Source organism: Streptomyces sp. NBC_01689, assembly GCF_036250675.1.
Classification (GTDB): Bacteria; Actinomycetota; Actinomycetes; order Streptomycetales; family Streptomycetaceae; genus Streptomyces.
In genome coordinates, this window is the sequence record NZ_CP109592.1 from 1,982,544 (window position 1) to 2,005,980 (window position 23,437).

Here is a 23,437-nt window from a genome sequence, read left to right on the forward strand (position 1 = left end):
GCCCTACCGGGTGCACCCCCGACCGCGCCGTGCGGTACCGGTACGGCTTCGCGGGTGGTCAGGGCTTGGCCGAGTACACGACCCCGGCCAGGTTCCGGGCCGCGGAGCCCCAGACCTGGTTGTAGAGCGAGTCGTCGACTCCCCATGTGTACAGCAGGTAGGCGGTGGTGATTCCCCGGGTGAGCCTCTGCTGGACGGCGCGGCTGAGGGAGCCGCTGTCGCAGCCGATGCCCGAGCTGTCGACGAACCCGCAGTGGAAGCCCCCGGTGATGACGCGGAGTTGGGTGGGCGAGGGCTTCGCGTCGTACATCTTCTGCTGGTTCCCGGCGACGCCGGCGATGCTGTCCGCGCTTCCTCCCACGTACTGGGCGGGCATGCTCAGGGTGCCGGACGCGGTGACGGCGGAGGGGTCGGTCTCGGCGGCCGCCAGGGTGGAGACGGCTTTGACGGCGCTGTTGCGACCGGCCGCCAGCAGGGCGGCGCCACCGCCCATCGAGTGGCCCGACAGACCGAGTCGTGCCGTGTCCACGGCACCCGCGAAGCGCGAACCGCCGGTGGAGTTCTGCGCGGTCAGCCAGGTGAGCGAGGCGTTGAGGTCGTCGGCGAAACCCGAGTGGCTGGGGAAGAGGCCGGCTTGGGACTTCGGGGCGACCGTGATGACGCCCCAGGAGGCGTAGTGCGTGAGCAGGCTCTCGTACTTGGAGATGTCCTGGAAGAACCCGTGGCCGAACGCGAGTCCGGGGTGCGGTCCGGCGGCCACGGGCGCATCGGCTCCGGCGGTCGTCCCGGGGTACCAGACGCGGGCGGCGAACGAACGGCCCGCCGCGGACACCGTCAGATCGGTGTGGGCCACGGCGAACGGCCCGGCGCTCGAGGGATCCACCGCCGCGGCGGTGGACGGTGCGGGAGTGGCCGCGGTCGCGGCGGAGGGGACGGCGAACGCGACCGCGAGCGTCAGCGGGATCGCCGGCACGGACACGGTCCGCAGGAGTCGACGGAACACGGGATCACCTTCTCGATGTGGGGGATGAGAACGCTCTCTGTCGGTCGGGCCCCTCGGTGAACTCGCCGGGCCTGCAGCGGGCATGGGCGGAGAACGGGCCGGAGCCCGGCGGGTCGGTGTACGGCCCGCCGCGCACGCGGCCCGGGCACCGGGAGGGACATCGGAGTGAGCGGCCGGTTCAGGGGACCGGCCGCTCACTCCCCGCCCGTGGGGGGTCCTGTGGTGGTGTCGCCGAACCGGATCCGGAAGTCGCTCAGTTCGAGGCTGATGACGGGACGGCTGAGGCCCAGCGCCCGCAGGGGGCCGCTGTCCGCCACGGTCCAGTCGGCCCGCGCGAGGGAGAGGTCGGTACGCGACCGCACCGGGCTGGTCTTCAGCCGTCCGGACAGCGTCTGTGCCACGCGGTAGGACAGGGGCCAGCGGCCGGGCAGTCCCCTGCCGGGACGGAAGGCGGCGCCGGCCACAAGCCCGTCGCCGGAGCTTGCGGAGGCCCGCAGCCCGTCGGCCCGGTCCAGGCGGAAGGTCGCCATCTCCTTCGGAACGCCCCACAGTTCGCGGCCGCCGGCCTTCGAGATCTCGCTGTCGACCCAGATGTCGGTGATGCACACGCGGGGGCGGGTCCCGACCCGGACCAGGACCGCCCGGAGCAGTTCGTTGTACGACAGGACGCTGTCGTTCTCGTAGACGACCCAGGCCGCTCCCACCACACCACGGCCGGCGACGGTGACGGGCCGTGTCCCGAGGGGGACTTGGGGCAGTGCGTGCCGTGTCACCAGCCACAGCGACAGGTACATCTGCCCGGCCAGCCGCCACGGTTCCTTCGGATAGCCGGTCACCTGGCGTCCTTTCCGGGAGGGTGCGGACGGAGGGCGGCCGGGGCTCCGGCGGGCACCGCGGGGTGCCGTGGCGGGATCGGGACGACGGTGCGGTAGGGCTCTCCCGGGCCGGGGCGCGGATCGGGCTCTCCCTTGTTGGGCCACAGGGCGGTGGCCCGCTCGGCGAGGGCGGTGATCGTGAGCGACGGGTTGACACCGGGGTTCGCGGAGATGGTGGACCCGTCGATGACGTGCAGACCTGGGTGGCCGTGCAGCCGGTGGTAGGGGTCGACGACGCCGTCGCGCGCGCTGTCGCCGACGGCGCAGCCGCCGATGAGGTGGCCGGTGGTCGGAATGTCGAAGAGGTCACCCCAGGTTCCGCAGGCCTGCCCGCCGCTCAGCGCGGCGGCCTCGCGCGCCGCGGCGTGGGCCGCGGGTATCCACACCGGGCTGGGCGCGCCCTCACCCTGACGGCTGGTCAGCCTGCGACGGCCGAGCGGGGTCCTGCGGGTGTACGTGGTCAGGGAGTTGTCGACGGACTGCATCACCAGCAGGACCACGGACTGCTGGGACCAGCGGCGCGGACTGTGCAGTCGCGGCAGGCCGCGCGCGTCGCGGGCCATCGCCGCCAGTCCGAGCAGCAGCCGTGACCGGCCGGGTACGGGGTCGACGAGTGTCGCGCCGAGCAGTCCCAGCAGATTGCTGCCCCGGCCGTAGCGAACGGGTTCGACCTGTGTGACGTCGTCCAGGCGCACGGAGGAGGTGATGGCGACGCCCCTGGTGTAGTCGGCGTCCCTGTCCTTCGAGCGGACGGCCAGCACCGCTTCGGAGTTGGTACGGGTGAGCCTTCCCAGGCGGGGTGACAGCCGGGGCAGTGAGCCGCGGTCACGCAGCCGGTGCAGCAGCCTCTGGGTCCCCAGGGCGCCCGCGGCGAAGACCACGTCCCGGGCCGTGAGGGTCCGTCCGCGGCGCATCGGCAGGGCGCCGGTCCGTACCGAGGTGACGGACCATCCCTCGCCGCATGGGCTGACGTCCGTGACGGTGCGGTCCGGGAGGACCACGGCACCCGCCTGTTCGGCGAGGCCCAGGTAGTTCTTCGGGAGGGTGTTCTTGGCGTTGTGCCGGCAGCCCGTCATGCACGCACCGCACTGCAGGCAGGCGTCCCGTTCGGGACCCGCGCCGCCGAAGAACGGGTCGGCGGCACGGGTCCCCGGCGGGGTACCGGGCGGGCCGAAGTGGACGCCCACGGGGGTGGGACGGAAGGTGTGCTCACGGCCGAGACGGCGGGCGGTGTCCTTGAGCAGCCGGTCGGCCTCGGTGAAGAGGGGGTTGGGGGTCACCCCGAGCATGCGGCGGGCCTGCGCGAAGTGGGGGGCGAGTTCGCCCCGCCAGTCGGTGAGCCCGGCCCAGGCCGATTCCCGGTAGAAGGCATCGGGGGGTTCGTAGAGGGTGTTGGCGTAACCCAGCGAGCCGCCGCCGACACCGGCTCCGGTCAGGACCAGGATGTTGCCGAGCAGGGTCATGCGCAGGATGCCCCGGCAGCCGAGGCGGGGCGCGAAGAGGTAGTCGCGCACGTGCCAGGAGGTACGGGGGAAGTCCGCGTCGGTGAAACGTCGGCCGGCCTCCAGCACGCCGACCCGGTAACCCTTCTCCGTGAGGCGCAGCGCGGTGACACTGCCGCCGAATCCGGAGCCGACGACGAGCACGTCGTAGTCGAAGGCGCTCATCGCCCGCTCCGGGCCGAGAAGTCGGCGAGCAGGGGCGTGACCAGCCGGGCGATGTTCTCCCGGCGCACCTCGGGGTTCTCCCCCACGAGAGGCACCGGGCCCTCGCCTCCGGGGGCGTGCGGGGCGAGGGCCAGATGCGGCAGGAGGACCAGCAGGAGCGACAGCAGGGCGTCCACGTCCGCGTCCTTGCGCAGGTCGCCGGTCTCCACCGCCCGCTCGACCAGGGGCCGCAGGCCGACGAGGTAGATCTCCTGGACGGGGGCGCGCACCGCGTCACGGACCGACGGATTCATCTCCATGTTGGTCGCGGCGGTCACCCCGCGTTCCAGGGGGTGCGTGGTGAAGTAGTCGAGCCAGGCTCCCAGGGCGTCCGTCAAGTAGGCGGAGAACTCGGTGGAACCGTCGTATCCCTCGAGCCAGGGACGCATCTCGGCGTAGATGCGCAGCGAGGTCTGCTCGGCCACGTAGGCGAACAGGTCGAGCTTCCCGGCGAAGTACTGGAAGAGCGAACCCTTGGCGACACCCGCCTCGCGGGCGATGACGTTGAGGCTCCCGGTGGAGTATCCGTGCGTGCCGAACTCGTCCATCGCGGCGACCAGGACACGCTCGCGTCGGACCGGTGACAGGCCTGTCCAGGTGGTGGTGGGCATGAGGCGCTCCCGCGGATGACCGGGCGGTCATGTGACCGCCCGGTCATCGTGGAGGCATCGCCACGCGCTGTCAACGAGTGCGACACAAAGGACTGTTGGAGTCCGAAGCCCGCCCTCGGCACCGCACGGTCATTGACAACGGACGGAGGCCGGATCCAGCCTGTGACCACCCGGTCACAGGGCCGGGTTCCAGCAGGAGGGGTCCGCCATGGAGCGGGTGTGTGTGATCGGCGCCGGCTCGTCCGGAATCGCCGCCTGCCAGGTGCTCGCGGCCCGCGGAATCCCGTACGACTGCTACGAGACCGGGTCGGAGGTGGGAGGGAACTGGCGGTACCTCAACGACAACGGCATGTCGTCGGCCTACCGCTCGCTGCACATCAACACCTCGCGGCAGATCATGGAGTACGCCTGTTTCCCCATGGCGGACGACTACCCGGTCTACCCGAGCCACTTCCAGATCGCCCGCTACTTCGACGCCTTCGTGGACCACTTCGGGCTGCGCCCGTCGATCACGTTCCGTACCGAGGTGACGCGGGTGGTGCAAGCACCCGACTCTGCATGGCGGGTGACGGTTCGTCAGGTCGGCACGCAGGACTTCCGCGAACGGACGTACGGCGCGGTCCTGGTCGCGACCGGACACCACTGGAAACCCCGCATGCCGCGGCCCCCGCTGCCCGGAGCCGGACGGTTCACCGGCCGGCAGACCCACTCGCACCACTACCGCACCCCGGACCCCTTCACCGGCCGGCGGGTCCTCGTCGTCGGGATCGGCAACTCGGCCTGCGACATCGCGGTGGAGACCTCCCGGGTCTCCCGGCGCACGTTCCTCGCGATGCGGCGCGGCGCCCACATCCTGCCGAAGTACCTGTTCGGCATCCCCACCGACCACCTCACCGGCTCGGTGCTGGCCAGGGCACCGCTGGCGGTTCAGGACCGGGGGCTGCAGCTGCTCCTGCGGCTGAGCCGCGGCAGACTGAGCGACTACGGGCTCCCGACGCCCCGCCACCGCGTGCTCGGCGCCCACCCGACCGTCTCCGACGACCTGCTCTCCCGCCTGGGCCACGGAGACATCACGGTGAAACCGGGCCCCGAGCGCCTGGAGGTGGACCGCGTCGTCTTCACGGACGGCACCTCCGAGGAGATCGACGACATCGTCTACTGCACCGGGTACGACATCTCCTTCCCGTTCCTCGGCAGCGAGTTGGCGGATCCCGTGGAGAACGCCGTCAGCCTCTACCACCGGGTGGTCTCCCCCGACCACCCCGGCCTGTACTTCATCGGCCTCGTGCAGCCGCTCGGCGCGATCATGCCGCTCGCCGAGGCCCAGTCGCACTGGGTGGCGGACCTCCTCGACGGCCGCGGCGCCCTGCCCGGGCATGCGGGGATGCGCGCCGAGGCACGGGCCTACCGGGCGGCGCTGGCGCGCCGGTACGTGGCGTCCACGCGGCACACGATCCAGGTGGACGCCCGCTCCTATCTCAGGGAGCTGCGCGACGAGCGGCGGCGGGCGGGCGCACGGGTCCGCGAGCCTGCCGGCCGTCGGCCGCGGGCGCGTTGAGCCCGAGGACCGGCACCGTCCTCACCCGTCGGGCGGGAAGACGGCCGGCCGTGGACGCGGCACCGGTTCGGGGACGCGGCACCGTGGAACGCGGCACCGCCGACGAGCCGAGCGCCCCCGGGGCGCGTCCCCCGGCCCAAGGCCCCGTCCCGGCCCCAGCCCCAGCCCCAGCCCCAGCTCCAGCTCCAGCTCCAGCTCCAGCCCCAGCCCCAGCCCCAGCCCCAGCTCCAGCTCCAGCTCCAGCTCCAGCTCCAGCCATGAACGCCGCCTGGAACCAGGTGCGTCGGCGAACCTGAGACCCAAATCGACACAAGCGGGACCGATTTCCTGTCACGGTGCCGCCACGCGCCTCACCCACCACCTGGTTCACCGGTCAACTTTGCAGAACCTTTGACGCGTCCGCGGTGACTGCGCGTGAGTCCGCCGGCCCCGTGCGGCCGGGCGGGTCGTCCGGCCCGAGGCGACCGGCGGCCGAAGCCGGGCAGGTGGGGCCCGCCTTCGGGGCCGGCTCCCGTCCACGGGCGGCTCGACCGGCCGGCACCTCGGACGACCCCGGGGTCGCTCACCGTGAACTGCCCCACCAGAAAGTTCTGTTGGTCTCGTTGACACCCCGCAGGCACGCGCGTTCACTCGTCTCTCGTGCATGGCAACGTTGTCAGGCCGATCGGATCGACCGGCATCGTCGCCTCTCGTCGGCGTGCGCTCCTCGGCACGCCGACTCCTCATGTGCGAAGTGGGAACCGCTGTGGAGGCAACAGATGGCACGACCCCGACGTTCAGCCGCTCCACGTAACCGCAAGAGATTCCGTCAACGCCTGGCCGTGATGTCCGTCATGGGCCTCGCCGTGCTTCCGCTCCCCGCGATCGGGAGCGCCCAGGCAGCGAGCGCCGCGGCACCGGGCTTCGTCAAGGACCCCGCGTCCCTGGTCAACCCCCTCATCGGCACCTCCGGTGCGGTGGACACCTTCCCCGGGCCCGACATGCCCGCCGGCATGATGCAGTGGGGCCCCGACACCACGCCCGACCGGCCCTCGGGCGGCGGCTACGAGTACGACGACAGCAAGATCTCCGGCTTCAGCCTCACCCATGTCTCCGGACCCGGCTGCGGCGTCGCCGGTGACCTGCCCGTCCTGCCGGTCACCGGAGCGCTCTCCGGCAGCCTCGGCGGCACGTCCGTCGGCTTCAGCCACGACGACGAGAAGACCGGCATCGGCTCCTACCAGGTGACCGACGCCAACGGGGTCACCACCCGGCTGACCGACACCACCCGCGCCGGTCTCGGCTCCTTCACGTTCCCCGCCGGCCGGCAGGCCAACCTGCTCTTCAAGCTCAGCGGCGGCGCCACGCAGGTGGACGGGACCCGCGTCCAGGTGGTGAACAAGAAGGAGATCAGCGGAGCGATCGACAGCGGTCACTTCTGCGGCGCCGGCAACAGGTACACGCTGCACTTCGACATCAAGTTCGACCAGCCGTTCACCGCGAGCGGCACCTGGGTCGGCGGCACGATCAACCCGAGCGCGAAGTCGCTCAAGGCGGGCAAGGTCCGGCAGGACCTGACGACGAAGCCGTCGAAGGCGCTCAAGGAGAAGCACTTCACCGTTCCGGCCGCCCCGTCACCGACGGTGCACGGCACCCGCGGTGCGGCGCGTTCCGTCGCACCGTCCCCGGCGGCGAGCGCGGCCGCCGGGTCGGCCGCGCGCGGGGCCGGGTCGAGCGCCGAGCCGCCGACCACCGGCGCGAACGGCATGTACCTCACCTTCGACACCTCCGCCGACCCCACCGTGCGCGCGAAGGTCGGTATCTCGTACACGAGTGACACCGGCGCGGCGGCCAACCTCTCCCGTGAGATCAAGGACTGGAACCTCGGCGCCGTCGAGAAGGCCAACCACGACGCCTGGAACGCGGTGTTCGACAAGGTCCGGATCGGCGGCGGGTCCGCGGACCAGCAGACGCAGTTCTACACCGCGCTCTACCACGCCCTGCTGCACCCGAACGTCCTCTCGGACGCCGACGGTCAGTACATGGGCATGGACAACCAGGTCCACAAGCTGGCCGAGGGACAACAGGCCCAGTACGCCAACTACTCGGGCTGGGACACCTATCGCTCCCAGACCCAGCTGATGGCGATGGTCGAGCCCAAGGTCACCAGTGACGTCGTCACCTCGATGCTCAACGGGTACGACCAGACGGGTCTGCTCCCCAAGTGGGCGTCGAACAACGGCGAGAGCTACGTCATGGTCGGTGACCCGGCCGCCGGCATCATCGCCGACGCCTACGCCTTCGGCGCCCGCGGCTTCGACACGGACAAGGCGCTCGCCGCCCTGCAGCACGAGGGCACGGCCCCGAACAACGACCGCCCCGGCGAGTCGGTGCGGGACGCGAAGGGCTACCTCCCGCTGGACGAGAACGACTACGGCTGCTGCAACTTCTACGGGCCGGTCTCCACGCAGCTGGAGTACGACTCCGCGGACTACGCCGTCGCCGCCTTCGCGAAGTCCCTCGGCAAGACGTCCGTCTACACGAAGTTCGCCACCCGCGCGCAGGACTGGATGAACGTCTTCAACCCGCAGACCGGTTACATGCAGGGCAGGAACAAGGACGGCCAGTTCGCGGGCGGATTCACCCCGGGCACCTCCAACGGCTTCGTCGAGGGCACGTCGGCGCAGTACACGCCGATGGTCCCGTTCAACCTGAAGCAGCTCATCCAGGCGCGGGGCGGCACACAGGCGTACTCGTCGTACCTGGACAGCCTGTTGGACAACGTTGCCCACCCCGGCGGCACCGACGCCGATCTGAGCAATGAGCCCAGTGTCGAGATCCCGTGGGAGTACGCGTACACGGGTGAGCCGTGGAAGACCCAGGCGGCCGTCCGCGACGCCCAGCAGAAGCTGTACTTCAACGCCCCGGTCGGTTCGTTCGGCAACGACGACCTCGGCGCGATGAGTTCCTGGTACGTCTGGTCCGCGCTCGGCGTGTATCCCGAGACCCCGGGCGCCGACACCCTGGTGCTCGGCAGTCCGGCCTTCCCGGTGGCCGAGGTGACCCCGGGGAGCGGCAAGCCGGTCCAGATCAAGGCGCCCCAGGCCGCGCCCGACGCGCCGTACGTGCAGTCGCTCGGCGTCAAGGGCAAGCCGTGGAAGACCTCCTGGCTGACCTACCAGCAGTTCGCGGGAGCGGGCACGCTCGACTTCACGCTCGGCACCCAGCCCGACAAGTCGTGGGCGTCCGACCGGTCCGCGGCACCGCCCTCGGACACCACGGGCGGTGACCGGGTGCTGGCCGCGACCGGACCCACCAGTGACGGCCTCGTCCTCCAGCCGGGCGCGTCCGGTGACGGGACGCTGAAGCTGACCAACCTCGGCGGCAAGGCCGTCACGGTCGACTGGAAGGCCACGGCACCCTCGGGAGTCACCCTGGACACGGCCTCCGGCTCACTGACGGTGGCCCCGTCCGGCAGCGCCGAGGCCAAGGTCCATGTGACGGCGGGCTCCGGCGAAGGGACCTTCCCGGTCGCCTTCGCGCTGACCGACCACACCACCGGCGCGGCGGTGGGCAGTGCGGCCCTCCGCGTGGCCGTCGCCGAGGCGGGCGCGCTGTGGCCCTACGACACCAACGAGGGCGTCTTCCCCGACGGCGCCACCTTCTCGGCCGGATTCGACGGCGGTGGCTGGGCGTTCTCGCAGAACGCGCTGTCGGCGGCCGGGGTCACCAACGGCTCGGCCGTCACGGCCGACGGCATCTCCTACACCTGGCCCACGGTGACCTCCGGTCAGCCGGACAACCTGGAGATGGCCGGCCAGACCATCCCCATGCCGGCCGGCACCTCGGGTTCGTCCTTCGGTCTGCTGGGCGCCGCGGTCAACGCGCCGACCGACGGCAGCGGGGTCTCGGGCACGCTGACGGTGACGTACACCGACGGCACCACTTCCCGGGCGACGGTCGGCTTCTCGGACTGGACGCTCAACGGAGGCGGCAGCAAGCCGATTCCGGGAGACACGACGGCCGTCTCGACGGCCTACCGGAACACGGCGAGCGGAGGCCGGGACAGCGTGAAGACGTACGTCTTCGCGACGAAGGTCCCCCTCGACGTGTCCAAGCAGGTGGCGTCGGTCACCCTTCCGGTGACGGGCTCCACCGGCACCGTCCACCTGTTCGCCTACGGCTTCGGGCAGTGACGCGCCCCAGGCACTGACGACAGAGGGCTGGTTCCGGTCACGATCTCCGGGACCAGCCCTCCGGGCGTCGCCGGGAGGTGACTCGGGCCTCCCGCGCGGGCCCGTCCGACGGGCCGGGCACGTCGCCCCTACGCTGGACCTCATGCCTCATCGTGATCATGTCCGACTGCGCCCCGTCTCGGAGAAGGACCTCGACCCGCTCGAGCGTCTTCACGAGGACCCCGACGAGAACGGCGAGCTCGGTTTCTTCGGCTACCGCAATCCCGGCCTGCTCCGCCGGCAGTGGGCCGAGTCCGGTTTCCTCACCCCGCGGGGCGGCCGCTTGACGATCGCCGGGAACGACGACCGGTTCGTCGGCGAGGTGCAGTGGCACGAGGTCCTTCAGGGCCCGGCGTCACCTTGCTGGAACATCGGCATCTCCCTGCTCGTCACCGAACGCGGCAAGGGCTACGGCAAGCAGGCCCAGCGACGGCTCGTGGAATATCTGTTCGCGCACACCAAGGTCAACCGGATCGAGGCGAGCACCGAGGTGGTGAACATCGCCGAGCAACGTGCGCTGGAAGGGGCCGGGTTCACTCGCGAGGGCGTGCTGCGCGGCGCCTGTTTCCGCGCCGGAGCCTGGCGCGACATGGTCATCTACTCGGTCCTGCGCGCCGAGGCCGGCCCCGAGGCCTGAGCCCCCCGCTCCCCCGGAACCACGTGCAGGCCCGCGGTCCGGGGCGCGGCCGGCACCCCGTCGGGAGGACCCGGCCGGCACGTGCCCCGGCCGCCGGAGGGCCGGACGACCCCCACGGACGGCCCCCACGACCGCCGGGCCCGGTGACGGTCTCCGCGGAGACGTCCGCGGCCGGGGCCCGGAGGTGTGCGGCCGGGGCGTTCAGGGCGCGTGCGGCCGGGGCGTTCAGGGGGCGATGCCGATTCCGTCGATCCTGCTCCAGCGCTTCTCCTGCGCCGCCGTCATCGCGGGCCAGTGCAGGCCGCCCGGTCGTGGGTGGACCCGGGAGGCGTAGGAGACCGGGTGGAAGCCGGGGTCGTAGAAGCAGCCCGTGGCATACGTCCGGTCGAACGCGGGGCAGGAGGCCGCGACCGTCCGGGGTGTGGGCTTGCGGCCCGTGCGCACCCAACCGTCCAGCGCCGCGATGGAGTTGGCGTACTCGGCGTCGCTCAGTTCGCTGTGCTCGGACTCGTGGGTGAACGTCTGCACCAGACGGGAGTCCCGCCCCGCGCCCTTGAGCGTGGCCCGGTAGGCCGACTCGTGCTCGACGAACGCCGTCGGGTCGTCGATCGCGTGCAGGGTGAGCACCGGGATCGCCACCTTGCCGGTGAGGTCACTGTCGTACGACAGGTCGCGCACCGCGGTCGGATCGGCGGTGAACCGCTCGACACCGGCGTTCAGCGCCTTGTCGTCGTGCGAACCCGAGTACCGCACGCCCCGGTCGGAGAACGGGTTGCGGCCGCCGAGCCGTTCGTGCACGACATCCCGGAACGTGAAGACCGCGAACCGCAGATGCGACTCCAGGGTGCGTTCCGGGACACCGGTGACGGCCAGGATGTCGTCCAGGTTGCGCTGCTGGAGGGCGGTGCGCTCCTGCGGCGGCGAGGCGTTGCCCGTGCACTCCTGGAGGCGGGCGCGCAGCCCGGCCGTCGTCAGCGTGGAGTCCGCGCGCAGCCCCTGCCACAACGGGTACTGCGGCTCGGTCGGCCGAGGCAGGTTGCGGCAGTAGTACTGGTAGACCACCCGGAGGTCGACGCGGTAGTCGTAGCCACGGGACCCGCCGCCGAGGACGCCGCTGGTGAGCAGCACGCCGTCGTACGGTCCGCCGCGGGTGCCGTACACCTCGGCGACCTTGGCGGCGACGTTCCCGCCCCAGGACTGACCGTGCACGTAAGTCCGCCCGGGTTCGCCGAAGTTGGCGACGAACACGCGGCGGACGTTCTCGGTGTCCTCGGCGGCCATGCGGGTGCCGTAGCCGCCCCTGCGGTACGACGAACCCGCCCAGGCGTATCCCTGGTCCACCATCACCGACCAGCGGGCCAGGTCGTCGACGCTGCGCTGCGGGTCCGAGCCCGCGCCGAGGTCGGGCCCGCCGTGGGCGTGCACGACCAGCGATCCGTTCCAGTGCTCGGGGACGGCGATCGCGTAGGCGGCGCCGTCGGCGTCCGTGCCGGTGTAGCAGGTGGCCCGGCCCGCCAGGTCCGCCGGGCAGGAGACGGCGGCGGGCGACGGGGTGTCCGCGTGCCCGGGCGGTGCCGCGGTGAAGGCGGCCGTGACGGCCGCCGCCAGTGAGGTGAGTGTTCCGGCGCGCCGGCGGCGGCTCGTCCGGCGGGCGGGGGCGGGCGTTCTCGACCTGTCCAAGGGGCGGCTCCCTGTCGTCGTCGGCGCTTCCGCGCGCCGTCGGCGGCGATGCTAGGGAGCGGGACCGCGCCAGAACCATGCTTCTGGCGTTGTGTTCATAGTGTTCGACGTGCGGAACAACGACCGACAACGACCCGCCGCCACGATCGGTCCCCGGCAGCCCCGGGCCGGATCGGCCGGCCCGGCGGTCCTCGCGTTGCGGGCGCCCCGTCCCGAGGCCCATCCTTGGGGAGAGGCATGCCGGCCACCGTCCGGACCGAGCGCGGAGGCACGCGGGACCCGCCGGGACCGCGGCCCTGCGCAGGGAGCGTGTTCCCGATGAGGCTTGTCGTCGATCTCAACCGGTGCCAGGGATTCGCGCAGTGCGTCTTCCTCGCGCCGGACGTCTTCGCCCTGCACGGCGAGGAGTCGCTGCTCTTCTCCTCCCGCTTCGACGAGACCCAGCGTGAGCGGGTGGAGAAGGCCGCCGCGGCCTGCCCCGTGCAGGCCATCCTCGTCGACCGCTCCGAGGAGCCGACGAAGGGGGCGGAGCCCGATGCCGGCTGACACGGACGTCGAGGTCCTGCGCCACCGGGGCCGGATCGTCGTCGTCGGTGCCTCGCTGGCGGGTCTGCGCGCCGCGGAGACCTTGCGCGACCAGGGCTTCACCGGATCACTGACCATGATCGGTGACGAGCCGTACGAGCCCTACGACCGGCCGCCGCTGTCCAAGCAGGCGCTGCTCGGGCGGTCACGGCCCGAGGACACGGCACTGCCGCGGAGACGGGACATCGCCGCCGAATGGCGGCTGGGCGTCGCGGCCGAGAGCCTGGACCGGGACGCCCAGCAGGTTCGCCTGGCGAACGGCGACACCGTGGCCTACGACCGCCTGCTGATCACCACCGGGACCCGGGCGCGCCCCTGGTTCAACCCGGAAGAGGCCGCGCTGGACGGGGTGTTCGTGCTCCGCACGCGCGACGACTCCGCGCGCCTGCGCCGGACGCTGACCGGGGGCGTGTCCAGGGTCCTGGTGATCGGCGCCGGCTTCACGGGCTCGGAAGTGGCCTCGGCCTGCCGGGAGTTGGGTCTCGACGTCACGGTGACGGAACGGGGTCCGGCGCCGCTGGTGGGTGCCCTCGGCGGCGTGATCGGCGCGGTCGCGGACCGGCTGCAGCGCGCGCACGGCGTGGACCTGCGCTGCGGCATCAGTGTCACCGCCCTGGAGGGCGACTACGTCGGGCACCTCAGGCGCGCCCATCTGTCCGACGGCTCGGCGATCGACGTGGACGTGGCGGTCGTCTCGCTCGGCGCGGTGCGGAACACCGAGTGGCTCGCCGGCTCGGGACTGGCCGCCGGTCCTCGCGGGATCGCCTGCGACGCCGGGTGCCGGGTGCTCGACGTCAACGGCATCGTCACCGACGACATCTACGCCGCCGGTGATGTCGCGCGCAGCCCCCACCCGCTCTTCGACTACCAGTTCCTGTCGCTGGAGCACTGGGGCAACGCGGTCGAGCAGGCCGAGATCGCCGCCCACAACATGATCTGCGCGGGGCCCGACCGCCGTCCGCACCTGTGGCTGCCGATGTTCTGGTCCTCCCAGTTCGGCGTCAACATCAAGTCGGTGGGGGTTCCCTCGCTCGGAGATCGTCTGGTCGTCCCGCAGGGAGCGCTCGACGAGCAGCGGTTCGTGGCGGTGTACGGGTACCGGGGCCGGGTCATCGCCGCGGTGTCCTTCGACGGCGCCAAGTGGCTGGGGTTCTACGAGCAGCAGATCGCGGCCGGCGCGCCCTTCCCGCCCGAGTACCGCACGGTCGACCGCCGCACCGAGACGCTCCAGGCGGCCGACCCGGCGTTCCCCGACCCGCACCTGCCCACCCACGGGCCCACCGTCACGCTGACGGGGCACTCACCGAGCGAGCGGCGTGTCGAGTTCGTTCCGTCGCGTGCCTGACTACCGGCCCGAGCCCCGAGGAGACGCCATGACGTCCGGCCCCCTCTCCGCGCAGATCGCCGACTACGCCCATCGCGCCGATCCGTACCCGCTCTACGCGAAGCTGCGCGAGACACCGGTCAGGCGGGAGGACGACGGCACCTACCTGGTCAGCACCTACTACGAGGTGCGGAGCCTGGCCAACGACCCACGGCTGAGCAACGACACGCGGAACCGTCCGCCGGGCTACGCCCGCGTCGGGCAGCCGGCGGAGGAGACCGGTCTGCCGCCGAGTTTCATCTTCACCGACCCGCCGGTGCACGACCGGCTGCGCGACACCATCAACCGGCCGTTCGGACCGCCGCACAGCCCCAGGTTCCTCGACGGTCTGCGCGGTGACCTGGCCGGGGTCGTCACGGAGCTGCTGGACGCCTTCGACGGCAAGGAGCGGGTCGACATCGTCGAGGACTTCGCCTACCCCCTGCCCGTCACGGCCATCTGCAGGGTCCTGGGCATACCGCGCGAGGACGAACCTCGCTTCCACGGCTGGGCGGACGCGCTGGCGTCGTCGCTCGATCCACGGTCCGGCGAGGACGGCCGGGAGGAGGCACAGCGGGCGCGCGCGGACCTGGGCGCCTATCTGGCCGGTCTGATCGAGGCCAGGCGCCGCCGCCCCGGCCCCGGGATGCTCAGCGCGCTCGCCCCCGACATGACGCCGGAGGACCTGGAGGCCACCGCGGTGCTGCTGCTGGTCGCCGGTCACGAGACCACCGTCAACGCGATCACCAATACGACCCTCACGCTGCTGCGCCACCCCGACGTCCTCGATCGGTTCCAGAACGATCCGGGTCTGGCCGTCCCCCTCATCGAGGAGGTGCTGCGGTACGAGCCTCCGGTCCAGTTCGTCCCGTGGACCACCGCGCTGGCCGACATCGACGTCGCCGGCACCACGATCCCCAAGGGCTCGCCGGTCTGGCTGATGCTGGCCGCGGCCAATCGCGACCCGAGGCGTTTCAAGGACCCGGACCGGTTCGATCCTGACCGCGAGGACAACGAGCACCTGGGCTTCTACACCGGCATCCACTACTGCTTCGGCGCCCCGCTCGCCCGTATGGAACTCCACGCGGCCGTGCCCGAACTGTTCCGCCGGGTTGCGCACTTCAGCCTGCTCGAGGACCCGCCGCCGTACCGGGCGAACGCGGTGCTGCGCGGCCCGCGTCATCTTCCCGTGGCGATCGGGGGCCTGACGGACTGAGTTCCGGAGACCGTCCGGGCGGGTGGGCCGGGCACCGTCCGCGGCACGGAGACGGCCGGTGCGGCGGTCAGCCGGCGGGCAGCGGGCAGGGCGGTCTCCTGGGCGGCGGGGCACCCGGGAGAATGCTCGCCATGACCGACGGGACGAACGACGCCGAGAGCCGGCTGGCCAGGATCGAGCGGCTCCTGGAGAACCGGGAGCGGGAGGTGGCACCGGCCTGGCGTCGGGCGACGCGTGGCGAGCCCCGCTGGGCGGTGACCGCGGTGATCCTGGTGGCGGTCGCCCTCCAGCTGGCGGTGCCGCACGGGCTCGCCCTCCAGCCGTACTGGGCGCTGCCCGCCCTGGAGGCGGTACTGCTGGCCGGTCTGGTCGCGGCGAATCCCCGGCGGGTGGAGCCGCGCGGCCGGTGGCTGCGGTGGCTGGGCCTGGCACTGATCTCCGTGATCAGCCTGGCCAACGGCTGGGCGGCGGTCAGGCTCGTGGCGGGGCTGGTGAACGGCACCGAGGGTGAGGATGCCGGGCCGCTGCTGCTGACCGGCGGCGGGATCTGGCTCACGAACGTCATCGTGTTCGCCCTGTGGTACTGGGAGTGGGACCGCGGCGGGCCGATGGCACGGGCCCGCGGCCATCACCAGTTCGCCGACTTCCTCTTCGTGCAGATGCAGAGCCCGGAGACCGCGCCGGCCGACTGGGAACCGGCGTTCCTGGACTACCTGTACCTGTCGTTCACCAACTCCACGGCCTTCAGCCCGACGGACGTGATGCCCCTCTCGCGCTGGGCCAAGATGCTGATGATGCTGCAGTCCTCGATCTCCTTGGTGACCGTGGTGCTGGTGGTCGCCCGCGCGGTCAACATCCTCCGCTGACGCCGGAGTCGGGCACCGGCTGCCTCCGGCCGTCCGCACCGCGTCCGGGGTCCTGCCGATGCTGGTCCCGGGTGTCGTCGATCAGTGACGGGAGCCGGCGGGCGTTCCAGCGCTCGGTGACGTCCAGGACCAGCATCGTCAGGACCCCGGACGCGGGACCCCGTGCCGCTTGCACCGATTCACGGCGATTCCCCCGGTCCGATGCGGTTCACGCCCTTATGGGGATCTCCTCGTCGTAGGATTGCCCCGAAGATCCTGACATGCCCTTGCCGGAGCCATGATCGGGTCGAGCTGTCGAGCCGCATCAGGGCGGTTGTCTTGACCGAGCCCGCCGGGAGTTCTCGTGCACAGGCCGCTTGAGTGGATCCGCCAGGACCTCCGTCCGGGCCCTGGCTCCTCCCCGGTGCGCCCGTCCCGTTCTCCCCGCCCCCTTCCGCCGACGCCGGGCCACCCCCGGAGCGCGCAGTGAGGTGGCCCGGCAGCCGGGGAGCCGAGCGGCGCCGTGCGGAGCGGGCGGGCGCCTCGGGTCTGCAGGGACCCGCGACGCCCGTGTGGATGCGGTGGCTGCCGGCCCTCTACGTCGCCTTCCTCCTGCTGCTCGAACCCGTCACCCCGGTGCAGTGGCCGATCAGCTTCCTGCTCATCGCTCTCCCCCTGGTCGCCGCCTACGCGCACGGGCCCGCGGTCGTCGCCGCCGTCACCGTGTTCGCCGTGGTGTTCGAAGGCGTCCTGGCCGGCACCCCCTGCTGCGCGGGCCGCTCGGTGGGCTATCTGTGGGAACGCCACTACGTGGCCTCGTACATCTCCACCGCGCTGGTCGGTGTCCTCGGCACGATTCTGGCCGCCCACCGGATCCGCCGGGAACGGACCCTGGCCACGGTGCGCTCCGTGGCCGAGACCGCCCAGCGCGTGCTGCTGCGCCCGGTGCCCCGCCGGCTCGGCACGATCTCGGTGGAGACCCTCTATCTGTCGGCCGCCGCGGAGGCCCGCATCGGGGGCGATCTGTACGAGGCGGTGCCCACCGCGTACGGGGTCCGCCTGCTCATCGGCGACGTCCGCGGCAAGGGCCTGGTCGCGGTGGAGACGGCCGCCTCGATGCTCGGCGCCTTCCGTGAGGCCGCCCATGACGAACCCGATCTGGCCGGGGTGGCGCGCCGGGTCGAGAAGAGCATGAACCGCAGGGCCGCGCTGCTGCCGGGCAGCGAGGGCGCGGAACGCTTCGTCACCGCCGTGTTCGCCGAGATTCCCGACGACGAACCCGTCGTCCGCATCGTGAACTGCGGCCACCCGCCGCCGCTGCTCATCGACCGTGACACCGTCACCGAGCTGGACTCGGCGGACCCCTCACTGCCGCTCAACCTCGGCGTCCTGACCGGGGACGACTACCACGTGGACGTGGTGCCCTTCCACCCCGGGGACCAGCTGCTGCTGTACACCGACGGGGTCACCGAGGCGCGGGACCGCGCCGGGGGGTTCTACCCGCTCGCCGAACGGGCCCGGTCCTGGTGCCGCCTGCCGCCCCGCGAACTCCTCGACAGCCTCCACCAGGACCTGCTGGCGCACAGCGGCGGGAACCTCGACGACGACACCGCCGCCCTGGCCGCGTACCGCATCCCGGGAGAGCCCCCGGACCGGGACTAGGACCGCGGGCCGGGACGGGTGCTCCGGGCCGGGACCGGTGCCGTGGACCGGGACCGGTGCCGGTGCCGATGCCGTGGACAGCGGGCCGAGGCATCCCGGGGCGACAGCGGGGGCAGGGGCGAGCGGGTGGGACGGGAGAGCCTGGGCGTGGGGGCCGGGGCCGGCCGTCTCGGGGGTGACGGTGTCAGACCGGGTCCGCCTGCTCCGCCTGCTCGGCGGGCTCCTGGCCGGGCTCCGCGGTGGTCGGCGGCAGCGCCTGCTCGGCCCAGATCACCTTGCCCTGAGGCGTGTACCGGGTACCCCAGCGCTCGGTCACCTGGGACACCAGGAACAGGCCGCGACCGCCCTCGTCCGTCGTGGCCGCGTACCGCAGATGCGGCGAGGTGCTGCTGCCGTCGGACACCTCGCAGATCAGCGTGCGGTCGCGGATCAGCCGTACGTGGATCGGCTCGGAGCCGTAGCGGATGGCGTTGGTGATGAGCTCGCTCAGGACCAGCTCCATGCCGAAGCCGAGCTCGGCCAGGTCCCACTCGTCGAGCTTCTGGGACAGGGCGTCGCGCATGCCCGCGACGGCGGCCGGGTCGAGCGGCACGTCCCAGTCGGCGATCCGGTCCCGGGGCAGCCCGCGGGTGCGGGCGATGAGCAGGGCGACGTCGTCCTTGGGGCGTCCCGGCAGCAGCTCCTCCAGCACGGCCCCGCAGCTCTCCTCGGGCGTACGGTCCGGGTGACCCGCGAGGGCGGCGCCGAGCAGGTCCATCCCCACGTCCAGGTCACGCCGGCGGTCCTCGATCAGACCGTCGGTGTACAGCACCAGCTGGGTCCCCTCCGCGAGCTCCAGCTCGGTGGTCAGGAACGGCATGCCGCCGAGACCGAGAGGAGGTCCGGCCGGCAGGTCCGGGAAGGTGACCGTCCCGTCGGGGTGGACGAGCGCGGGTGCCAGGTGCCCCGCGCTCGCCATGACACAGCGCCGCGTGACGGGGTCGTAGATCGCGTAGAGACAGGTGGCGCCCACGACGCCCACGGCGCTGTCCGTACCCGCCTCGTCCTGGTCGATGAGACCCACCAGGTCGTCCACATGGCTGAGCAGTTCGTCGGGCGGCAGATCGAGGGTGGAGAAGTTGTGCACCGCGGTCCGCAGCCGTCCCATCGTGGCGGCCGCGTGCAGGCCGTGTCCGACGACGTCGCCGACCGCCAGCGCCACCCGGCTTCCCGGCAACGGGATCACGTCGAACCAGTCCCCGCTGACACCCGACTGCGCCGGGAGATAGCGGTAGCCGACCTCCAGCGCGCTCAGCTCGGGCAGCGCCCGCGGCAGCAGACTGCGCTGGAGGGTGACCGCCAGCGCGTGCTCACGGGTGTAACGGCGGGCGTTGTCGATGCTGACCGCCGCCCTGGCCACCAGCTCCTCCGCGAGCGACAGCTCCTCCTCGTCGAAGGGTTCGTGGTGCTCGCAACGCCAGAAGTTGGCCATGCCCAGCACGACGCCACGAGCCTGGATCGGGGCGGCGATGAGGGAGTGGATGCCGTAGTCGATGATCCGCCGGGTGCGTGCCGGGTCCTGTGCGTGCCAGCCGGTGGCGGTGGACAGGTCGGTCACCAGCTCGGAGTGACCGGTTCCGTAGCCACGCGCCTGGGGCGTGGAGGGCACGAAGTCGATCAGCCGCCCCTTCTCGTAGAGCGGGTGGTTCTTCCGGATGCCGCACACGGCAGTGCGCCGCATGCCGGTGGCGGTGAGGCCGGGTTCCTCCCCGCGCAGCACCGCGTCGGCCAGGTCCACGGTGACGAAGTCGGCGAAGCGCGGCACGGCGACCCTGGCCAGTTCGTCGGCGGTGCGCAGGACGTCCAGGGTGGTGCCGATCCGGACTCCGGCGTCGTACAGCAGCTTCAGGCGTTCGCGCGCGGTCTCGGCCCTGCCGGTCACCGCCTGGAGTTCGGTCGAGTCCCGCAGCGTCACCACCGTGCCCTTGGGGCCACCGCCGCGGTCCGTGGGCCGCTGGTTGACCGCGAGCAGCCGCTCTCCGGCGAAGTGCACCTCGTCGGTCGCCTCGCGTCCCGACACGAGCAGTGCCACCGTCTCGTCGTCGAGGCTCGACAGCTCCGACACGAACCGCCCCTCGGCCTCCGGGGGCAGCGCCAGCAACCGTCTGGCCTCGTCGTTCGCCAGCAGCAGCCGCCCGTCCCCGCCGATGATCAGCACGCCCTCACGTACGGAGTGCAGCACCGTGTCGTGGTGGTCGTACATCCGGGTCATCTCCGCCGGAGCCAGGCTGTGGGTCTGCCGTCGCAGCCGCCTGCCCACCAGTGCCGTGCCGCCGGTGGCGACCAGCAGCGCTCCCGCCCCGGCGCCCAGGATGATCGGCAGCTGCCGGGCCACCTGGTTGCTCACGTTCTTGACCTTCATCCCGGCGGAGACGAGGCCCACCACCTTGTCCGCGTCGTTCTTCACGGGGACGGTGGCCTGCACCTCGCGGCCGAGCGGGCCGTTGACACTCTCCGTGTAGATCTTCCCCGCCAGCGAGGGCGCGATGTTGCCCACGAACCGCTTTCCGATCAGGCCCGGCAGGGGGTGGGTGTAGCGGATCCCCTTGGTGTTCAGGACCACGATGAAGTCGACTCCGGCCGCCTTGCGCGCGGCTTCGGTGAGCGGCTGGAGGATCTTGCTCGGCTGAGGGCTGTCCAACGCGGCGACGACACCGGGCGAGTGCGCGAAGGTCTGGGCGACCGCGAGGGATCGGCGTCTGGCCTCGGCGTCGGTGTCGCGCTTCGACTGCAGGGCGAGCCCGAGCACGCCGAAGGCCACGAGCAGCACGACCAGAGCCACCTGGAGAACCAACACCTGCCCGGCTACGCTGCGCGGGCTCTTGCTGACCAGCGGCCTGAGTGAAAACCGTCCAAATCCGGCGAAACGATTCGCCATGTGACCTTTCTAGCACTGGTGATCCCTGGCGGCCATGGGCCACCCGTGGAACGGCCCCGCCGGGCCGGGCGCTTCACCCCTCCGGCTCACCCCGCGGGGCGGGCCACCCGCACGGTCGGTCGTCACCGGCCCCGACGGGCGGAGCGACGACCGGGGAGGGCGACATCGAGGGCCGACCGTCCGGGTCCGCGCTTCCGCGTCATGGACGGAGACCTCTCAGCCACGGTTTCCCGCGTCCGGGTAGTCCATGCGGGCGGTTGATATGAGGTGATGAGCGACTCTCGTGTCCCTGGGTGCCATAGTGCGGCCATGAAGATCGCGACCGTCCTCGGTCAGGTCCCCGGCGGGGCCGCGAGCCGCCTGCGCCCGCGGACCGGCGACGGGCTGCGCCGGGCGGGGGCCGGCGTCGGGCCCGCGCGGCCTTGGACCGATGCGCGCACGCCCGCATGTCCGCACACGCGATCCCGTTCGTCCCGGACCGGCCGCCCCACCGCACGAGCCGGGTCGGCCCGTCCCATCCACCCGGCCGCGCGACCCCTCCCCTCCAGCGCGCCGCACCCCACGGCACATGCCGCCTCGCCCCGAGCCGTACACCCCACCACGCGAGCCAGGCCGGCCCGTCCCATCCACCCGGCCGCGCGACCCCTCCCCTCCAGCGCGCCGCACCCCACCGCCCATGCCGCCTCGCCCCGGCCCACACACCCGGCCGCGGAAACCCCCTCCCTCCGGGGCGCACGCGTGCCGGTCCGGTCATCCCGGGCCGGGGGCCCGCCGGTGCGCGCGTGCCGGGGCGAGGACCGGTTCCCGCGATGAGCGCGTCGCTCACGCCACCCCCGGACGAGGCGGGCCCGCGGGAACGACCCCGCAGGGGCCCCCGCTCCCGACGCACGGCCGTCCTCCTCACCCTCGGAGGCGCCGTCGGGATCGCCGGGGCGGTCGCCCTCGTCGGCGCCCTCCCCTCCGAGGAGTCCGACCGCCGCTCCGACCCCCGTTCCGTCCACCTCGACATCCAGGCCCCCGGCCCCTCCCCCGCGCCGCCCGCCGAGCCGACCCGGCCCGCCGCGGCCCCCTCCCCCGGCGCCGCGGGGCTCGGCGACCCGCTCATGCCCCTCGACGGCAACGGCGGCTACACGGTCCGGCGCTACACCCTCGACTTCGACTGGGTGGCCCCGAAGACCCCGTTCGGCGCGAGCACCACCGTCGACGCCACCGCCACCCAGGCGCTCTCCCGCTTCGACCTCGACTTCGCCGGCAACACGCTGCGCGAGGTCACCGTGGACGGCGTCCGGGCGCGCGCCGTCCGCGCCGGCGACGAACTCGTCGTCACCCCCGCCCGGCCCATCCCCCGCGGGACCGCCTTCACCGTGCGGGTCGGCTACACCGCCGACCCGGCCCGGCAACGGCACCGCGGCGACGCCATCGCGGACTACGGCTGGGTGCCGACCCCCGACGGAACCGTGCTCTACCCGCAGCCGGACGGCGCCAAAATGGTCTTTCCGGTGAACGACCATCCGAGTCTGCGAGCGCCGTACACCTTCCACATCACCACACCCCCGGGTCTCGGGGCGGTGGCCAACGGCAGGCTCGTCGAACGCGTCCGGCGGCCCGACGGGCGCGTCCGCTGGACGTACGACTCCGAGCACCCGGTCGCCGCCCAGCTGGTCCAGCTGGCGATCGGGAAGTTCACGTCCGTCGAGAGCACCGGCCCGCACGGGCTGCCCCTCCGCGACGTGGTCCCGGACCGGCTGATCGCCGGCACCAAGGCCTACCGCTCGCTCACCCCCGCGCATCTGACCTGGCTGGAACAGCGGCTCGGCCCGTACCCCTTCCGCCGCTACGGGATCCTGGTCGCGGACACCGACCTGCCGGTGGCCCTGGAGACGCAGTCCCTGTCCGTGCTGCCGAGGGCCGACCTGCTCGGCGACCGGATCGGCGCCGAGCGCAACCTCGTCCACGAGCTGGTCCATCAGTGGACCGGCGACAGCGTCGCCGTGCGCCGCTGGTCCGACCTGTGGCTGAGCGAGGGTCACGCGCGTTTCTACGAACGCCTGTACTCCGCCGGCCACGGCGGCGAGAGCTTCGAGAGCGTGATGCGGACGGCGTACGAACAGCACGACCAGTGGCGTCGTGACGACGGCGCGCCCGCCGAACCCAAGGCGGACGGGCACCTGTTCAAGCAGATGCGCTACGACGGTTCGGCGCTGGTCCTCTACGCCCTGTGGGAGAAGGTCGGCGAGAAGACCTTCGAAAAGATCGAACGGTCCTGGGTGACGACTTATCAGGGACGGGCCGCCGACACCCACGACTTCGTCGCGCTCGCGTCGGAGGTCGCCGGCCGGGATCTGAGCGCCTTTCTGACCCCGTGGCTGTACGGGGGGCACACCCCGCCCATGCCGGGACACCCCGACTGGCACCAGGAACCGGTCCGGGGCTGAGCCGCCGCGCGGTCAGCGTCCGGCCACGCTCCCCCGCACCCGGCACCCGGACCGTCAGCATTCCGTAACGGCTCGTCACCCGGCCCCGCCCGGCCACCACGCGGCGCCGCGGCACCCCCGTCACGATCAC

At 72.3% G+C, this 23,437-nt stretch carries 16 protein-coding genes; 9 read left to right on the top strand and 7 right to left on the bottom strand.

Annotated elements, in window-relative coordinates; all coding sequences use genetic code 11:
* Window positions 1-58 precede the first annotated feature (58 nt).
* The 4 genes from OG776_RS08495 to OG776_RS08510 all read right to left on the bottom strand — a co-directional run bounded on the left by OG776_RS08495 (window position 59) and on the right by OG776_RS08510 (window position 4,195).
* The gene (locus OG776_RS08495; RefSeq protein ID WP_329319870.1) at window positions 59-1,003 is read right to left on the bottom strand and encodes a poly(ethylene terephthalate) hydrolase family protein; all 945 of its coding nucleotides are present in this window, start codon (window positions 1,001-1,003) and stop codon (window positions 59-61) included.
* A gap of 194 nt (window positions 1,004-1,197) precedes the next feature.
* Window positions 1,198-1,839 carry an acetoacetate decarboxylase family protein gene (locus OG776_RS08500; protein ID WP_222723853.1) on the bottom strand — a complete coding sequence of 214 codons (642 nt, stop codon included), beginning with the start codon at window positions 1,837-1,839 and terminating at the stop codon, window positions 1,198-1,200.
* On the bottom strand, window positions 1,836-3,545 hold the full coding sequence (locus tag OG776_RS08505) for a GMC family oxidoreductase (protein ID WP_329319872.1): 1,710 nt from the start codon (window positions 3,543-3,545) through the stop codon (window positions 1,836-1,838). Before OG776_RS08505 ends, OG776_RS08500 begins: the two co-directional genes overlap by 4 nt.
* Window positions 3,542-4,195, bottom strand: coding sequence for a TetR/AcrR family transcriptional regulator (locus OG776_RS08510; protein ID WP_329319874.1), 654 nt, complete (start codon window positions 4,193-4,195; stop codon window positions 3,542-3,544). Before OG776_RS08510 ends, OG776_RS08505 begins: the two co-directional genes overlap by 4 nt.
* Window positions 4,196-4,403: 208 nt before the next feature.
* Here OG776_RS08510 and OG776_RS08515 point away from each other — a divergent pair, with 208 nt between their 5' ends.
* Window positions 4,404-5,753 carry a flavin-containing monooxygenase gene (locus OG776_RS08515; protein ID WP_148012642.1) on the top strand — a complete coding sequence of 450 codons (1,350 nt, stop codon included), beginning with the start codon at window positions 4,404-4,406 and terminating at the stop codon, window positions 5,751-5,753.
* Between the two features lie 21 nt (window positions 5,754-5,774).
* Here OG776_RS08515 and OG776_RS08520 read toward each other — a convergent pair whose 3' ends face one another.
* Window positions 5,775-6,056, bottom strand: coding sequence for a hypothetical protein (locus tag OG776_RS08520; RefSeq protein ID WP_329326390.1), 282 nt, complete (start codon window positions 6,054-6,056; stop codon window positions 5,775-5,777).
* Window positions 6,057-6,577: 521 nt separating this feature from the next.
* On the opposite strand from OG776_RS08520, the gene OG776_RS08525 reads away from it, so the two are divergent.
* Together OG776_RS08525 and OG776_RS08530 are read left to right on the top strand one after the other, a co-directional pair.
* Window positions 6,578-9,928 carry a GH92 family glycosyl hydrolase gene (locus OG776_RS08525; RefSeq protein WP_329326392.1) on the top strand — a complete coding sequence of 1,117 codons (3,351 nt, stop codon included), beginning with the start codon at window positions 6,578-6,580 and terminating at the stop codon, window positions 9,926-9,928.
* Window positions 9,929-10,070: 142 nt separating this feature from the next.
* Window positions 10,071-10,604 (top strand): GNAT family N-acetyltransferase, encoded by a 534-nt coding sequence (locus tag OG776_RS08530; protein ID WP_148009802.1) that lies wholly within the window; start codon window positions 10,071-10,073, stop codon window positions 10,602-10,604.
* 225 nt (window positions 10,605-10,829) lie between these two features.
* On the opposite strand, the gene OG776_RS08535 is transcribed toward OG776_RS08530, so the two are convergent.
* The gene (locus tag OG776_RS08535; protein WP_148009801.1) at window positions 10,830-12,284 is read right to left on the bottom strand and encodes a hypothetical protein; all 1,455 of its coding nucleotides are present in this window, start codon (window positions 12,282-12,284) and stop codon (window positions 10,830-10,832) included.
* A 318-nt stretch (window positions 12,285-12,602) separates the two neighbouring features.
* On the opposite strand from OG776_RS08535, the gene OG776_RS08540 reads away from it, so the two are divergent.
* The 5 genes from OG776_RS08540 to OG776_RS08560 all read left to right on the top strand — a co-directional run bounded on the left by OG776_RS08540 (window position 12,603) and on the right by OG776_RS08560 (window position 17,955).
* Window positions 12,603-12,830 carry a ferredoxin gene (locus OG776_RS08540; RefSeq protein WP_148009800.1) on the top strand — a complete coding sequence of 76 codons (228 nt, stop codon included), beginning with the start codon at window positions 12,603-12,605 and terminating at the stop codon, window positions 12,828-12,830.
* Window positions 12,820-14,214: an NAD(P)/FAD-dependent oxidoreductase gene (locus OG776_RS08545; RefSeq protein WP_148009799.1), complete on the top strand. Its 1,395-nt coding sequence runs from the start codon at window positions 12,820-12,822 to the stop codon at window positions 14,212-14,214. Before OG776_RS08540 ends, OG776_RS08545 begins: the two co-directional genes overlap by 11 nt.
* A 28-nt stretch (window positions 14,215-14,242) precedes the next feature.
* The gene (locus OG776_RS08550; protein WP_148009798.1) at window positions 14,243-15,448 is read left to right on the top strand and encodes a cytochrome P450; all 1,206 of its coding nucleotides are present in this window, start codon (window positions 14,243-14,245) and stop codon (window positions 15,446-15,448) included.
* Between the two features lie 131 nt (window positions 15,449-15,579).
* A complete protein-coding gene (locus OG776_RS08555; RefSeq protein WP_148015076.1) occupies window positions 15,580-16,314 on the top strand; it encodes a DUF1345 domain-containing protein in 735 nt (244 codons plus the stop codon).
* 465 nt (window positions 16,315-16,779) lie between these two features.
* Window positions 16,780-17,955 carry a PP2C family protein-serine/threonine phosphatase gene (locus OG776_RS08560; protein ID WP_358752080.1) on the top strand — a complete coding sequence of 392 codons (1,176 nt, stop codon included), beginning with the start codon at window positions 16,780-16,782 and terminating at the stop codon, window positions 17,953-17,955.
* Window positions 17,956-18,139: 184 nt separating this feature from the next.
* On the opposite strand, the gene OG776_RS08565 is transcribed toward OG776_RS08560, so the two are convergent.
* Window positions 18,140-20,872 (bottom strand): SpoIIE family protein phosphatase, encoded by a 2,733-nt coding sequence (locus OG776_RS08565; protein ID WP_329319885.1) that lies wholly within the window; start codon window positions 20,870-20,872, stop codon window positions 18,140-18,142.
* Window positions 20,873-21,681: 809 nt separating this feature from the next.
* Between OG776_RS08565 and OG776_RS08570 the strand changes: the two genes are divergently transcribed.
* Window positions 21,682-23,307 carry a M1 family metallopeptidase gene (locus OG776_RS08570; protein ID WP_329319887.1) on the top strand — a complete coding sequence of 542 codons (1,626 nt, stop codon included), beginning with the start codon at window positions 21,682-21,684 and terminating at the stop codon, window positions 23,305-23,307.
* The last annotated feature ends 130 nt before the right edge of the window (window positions 23,308-23,437 follow it).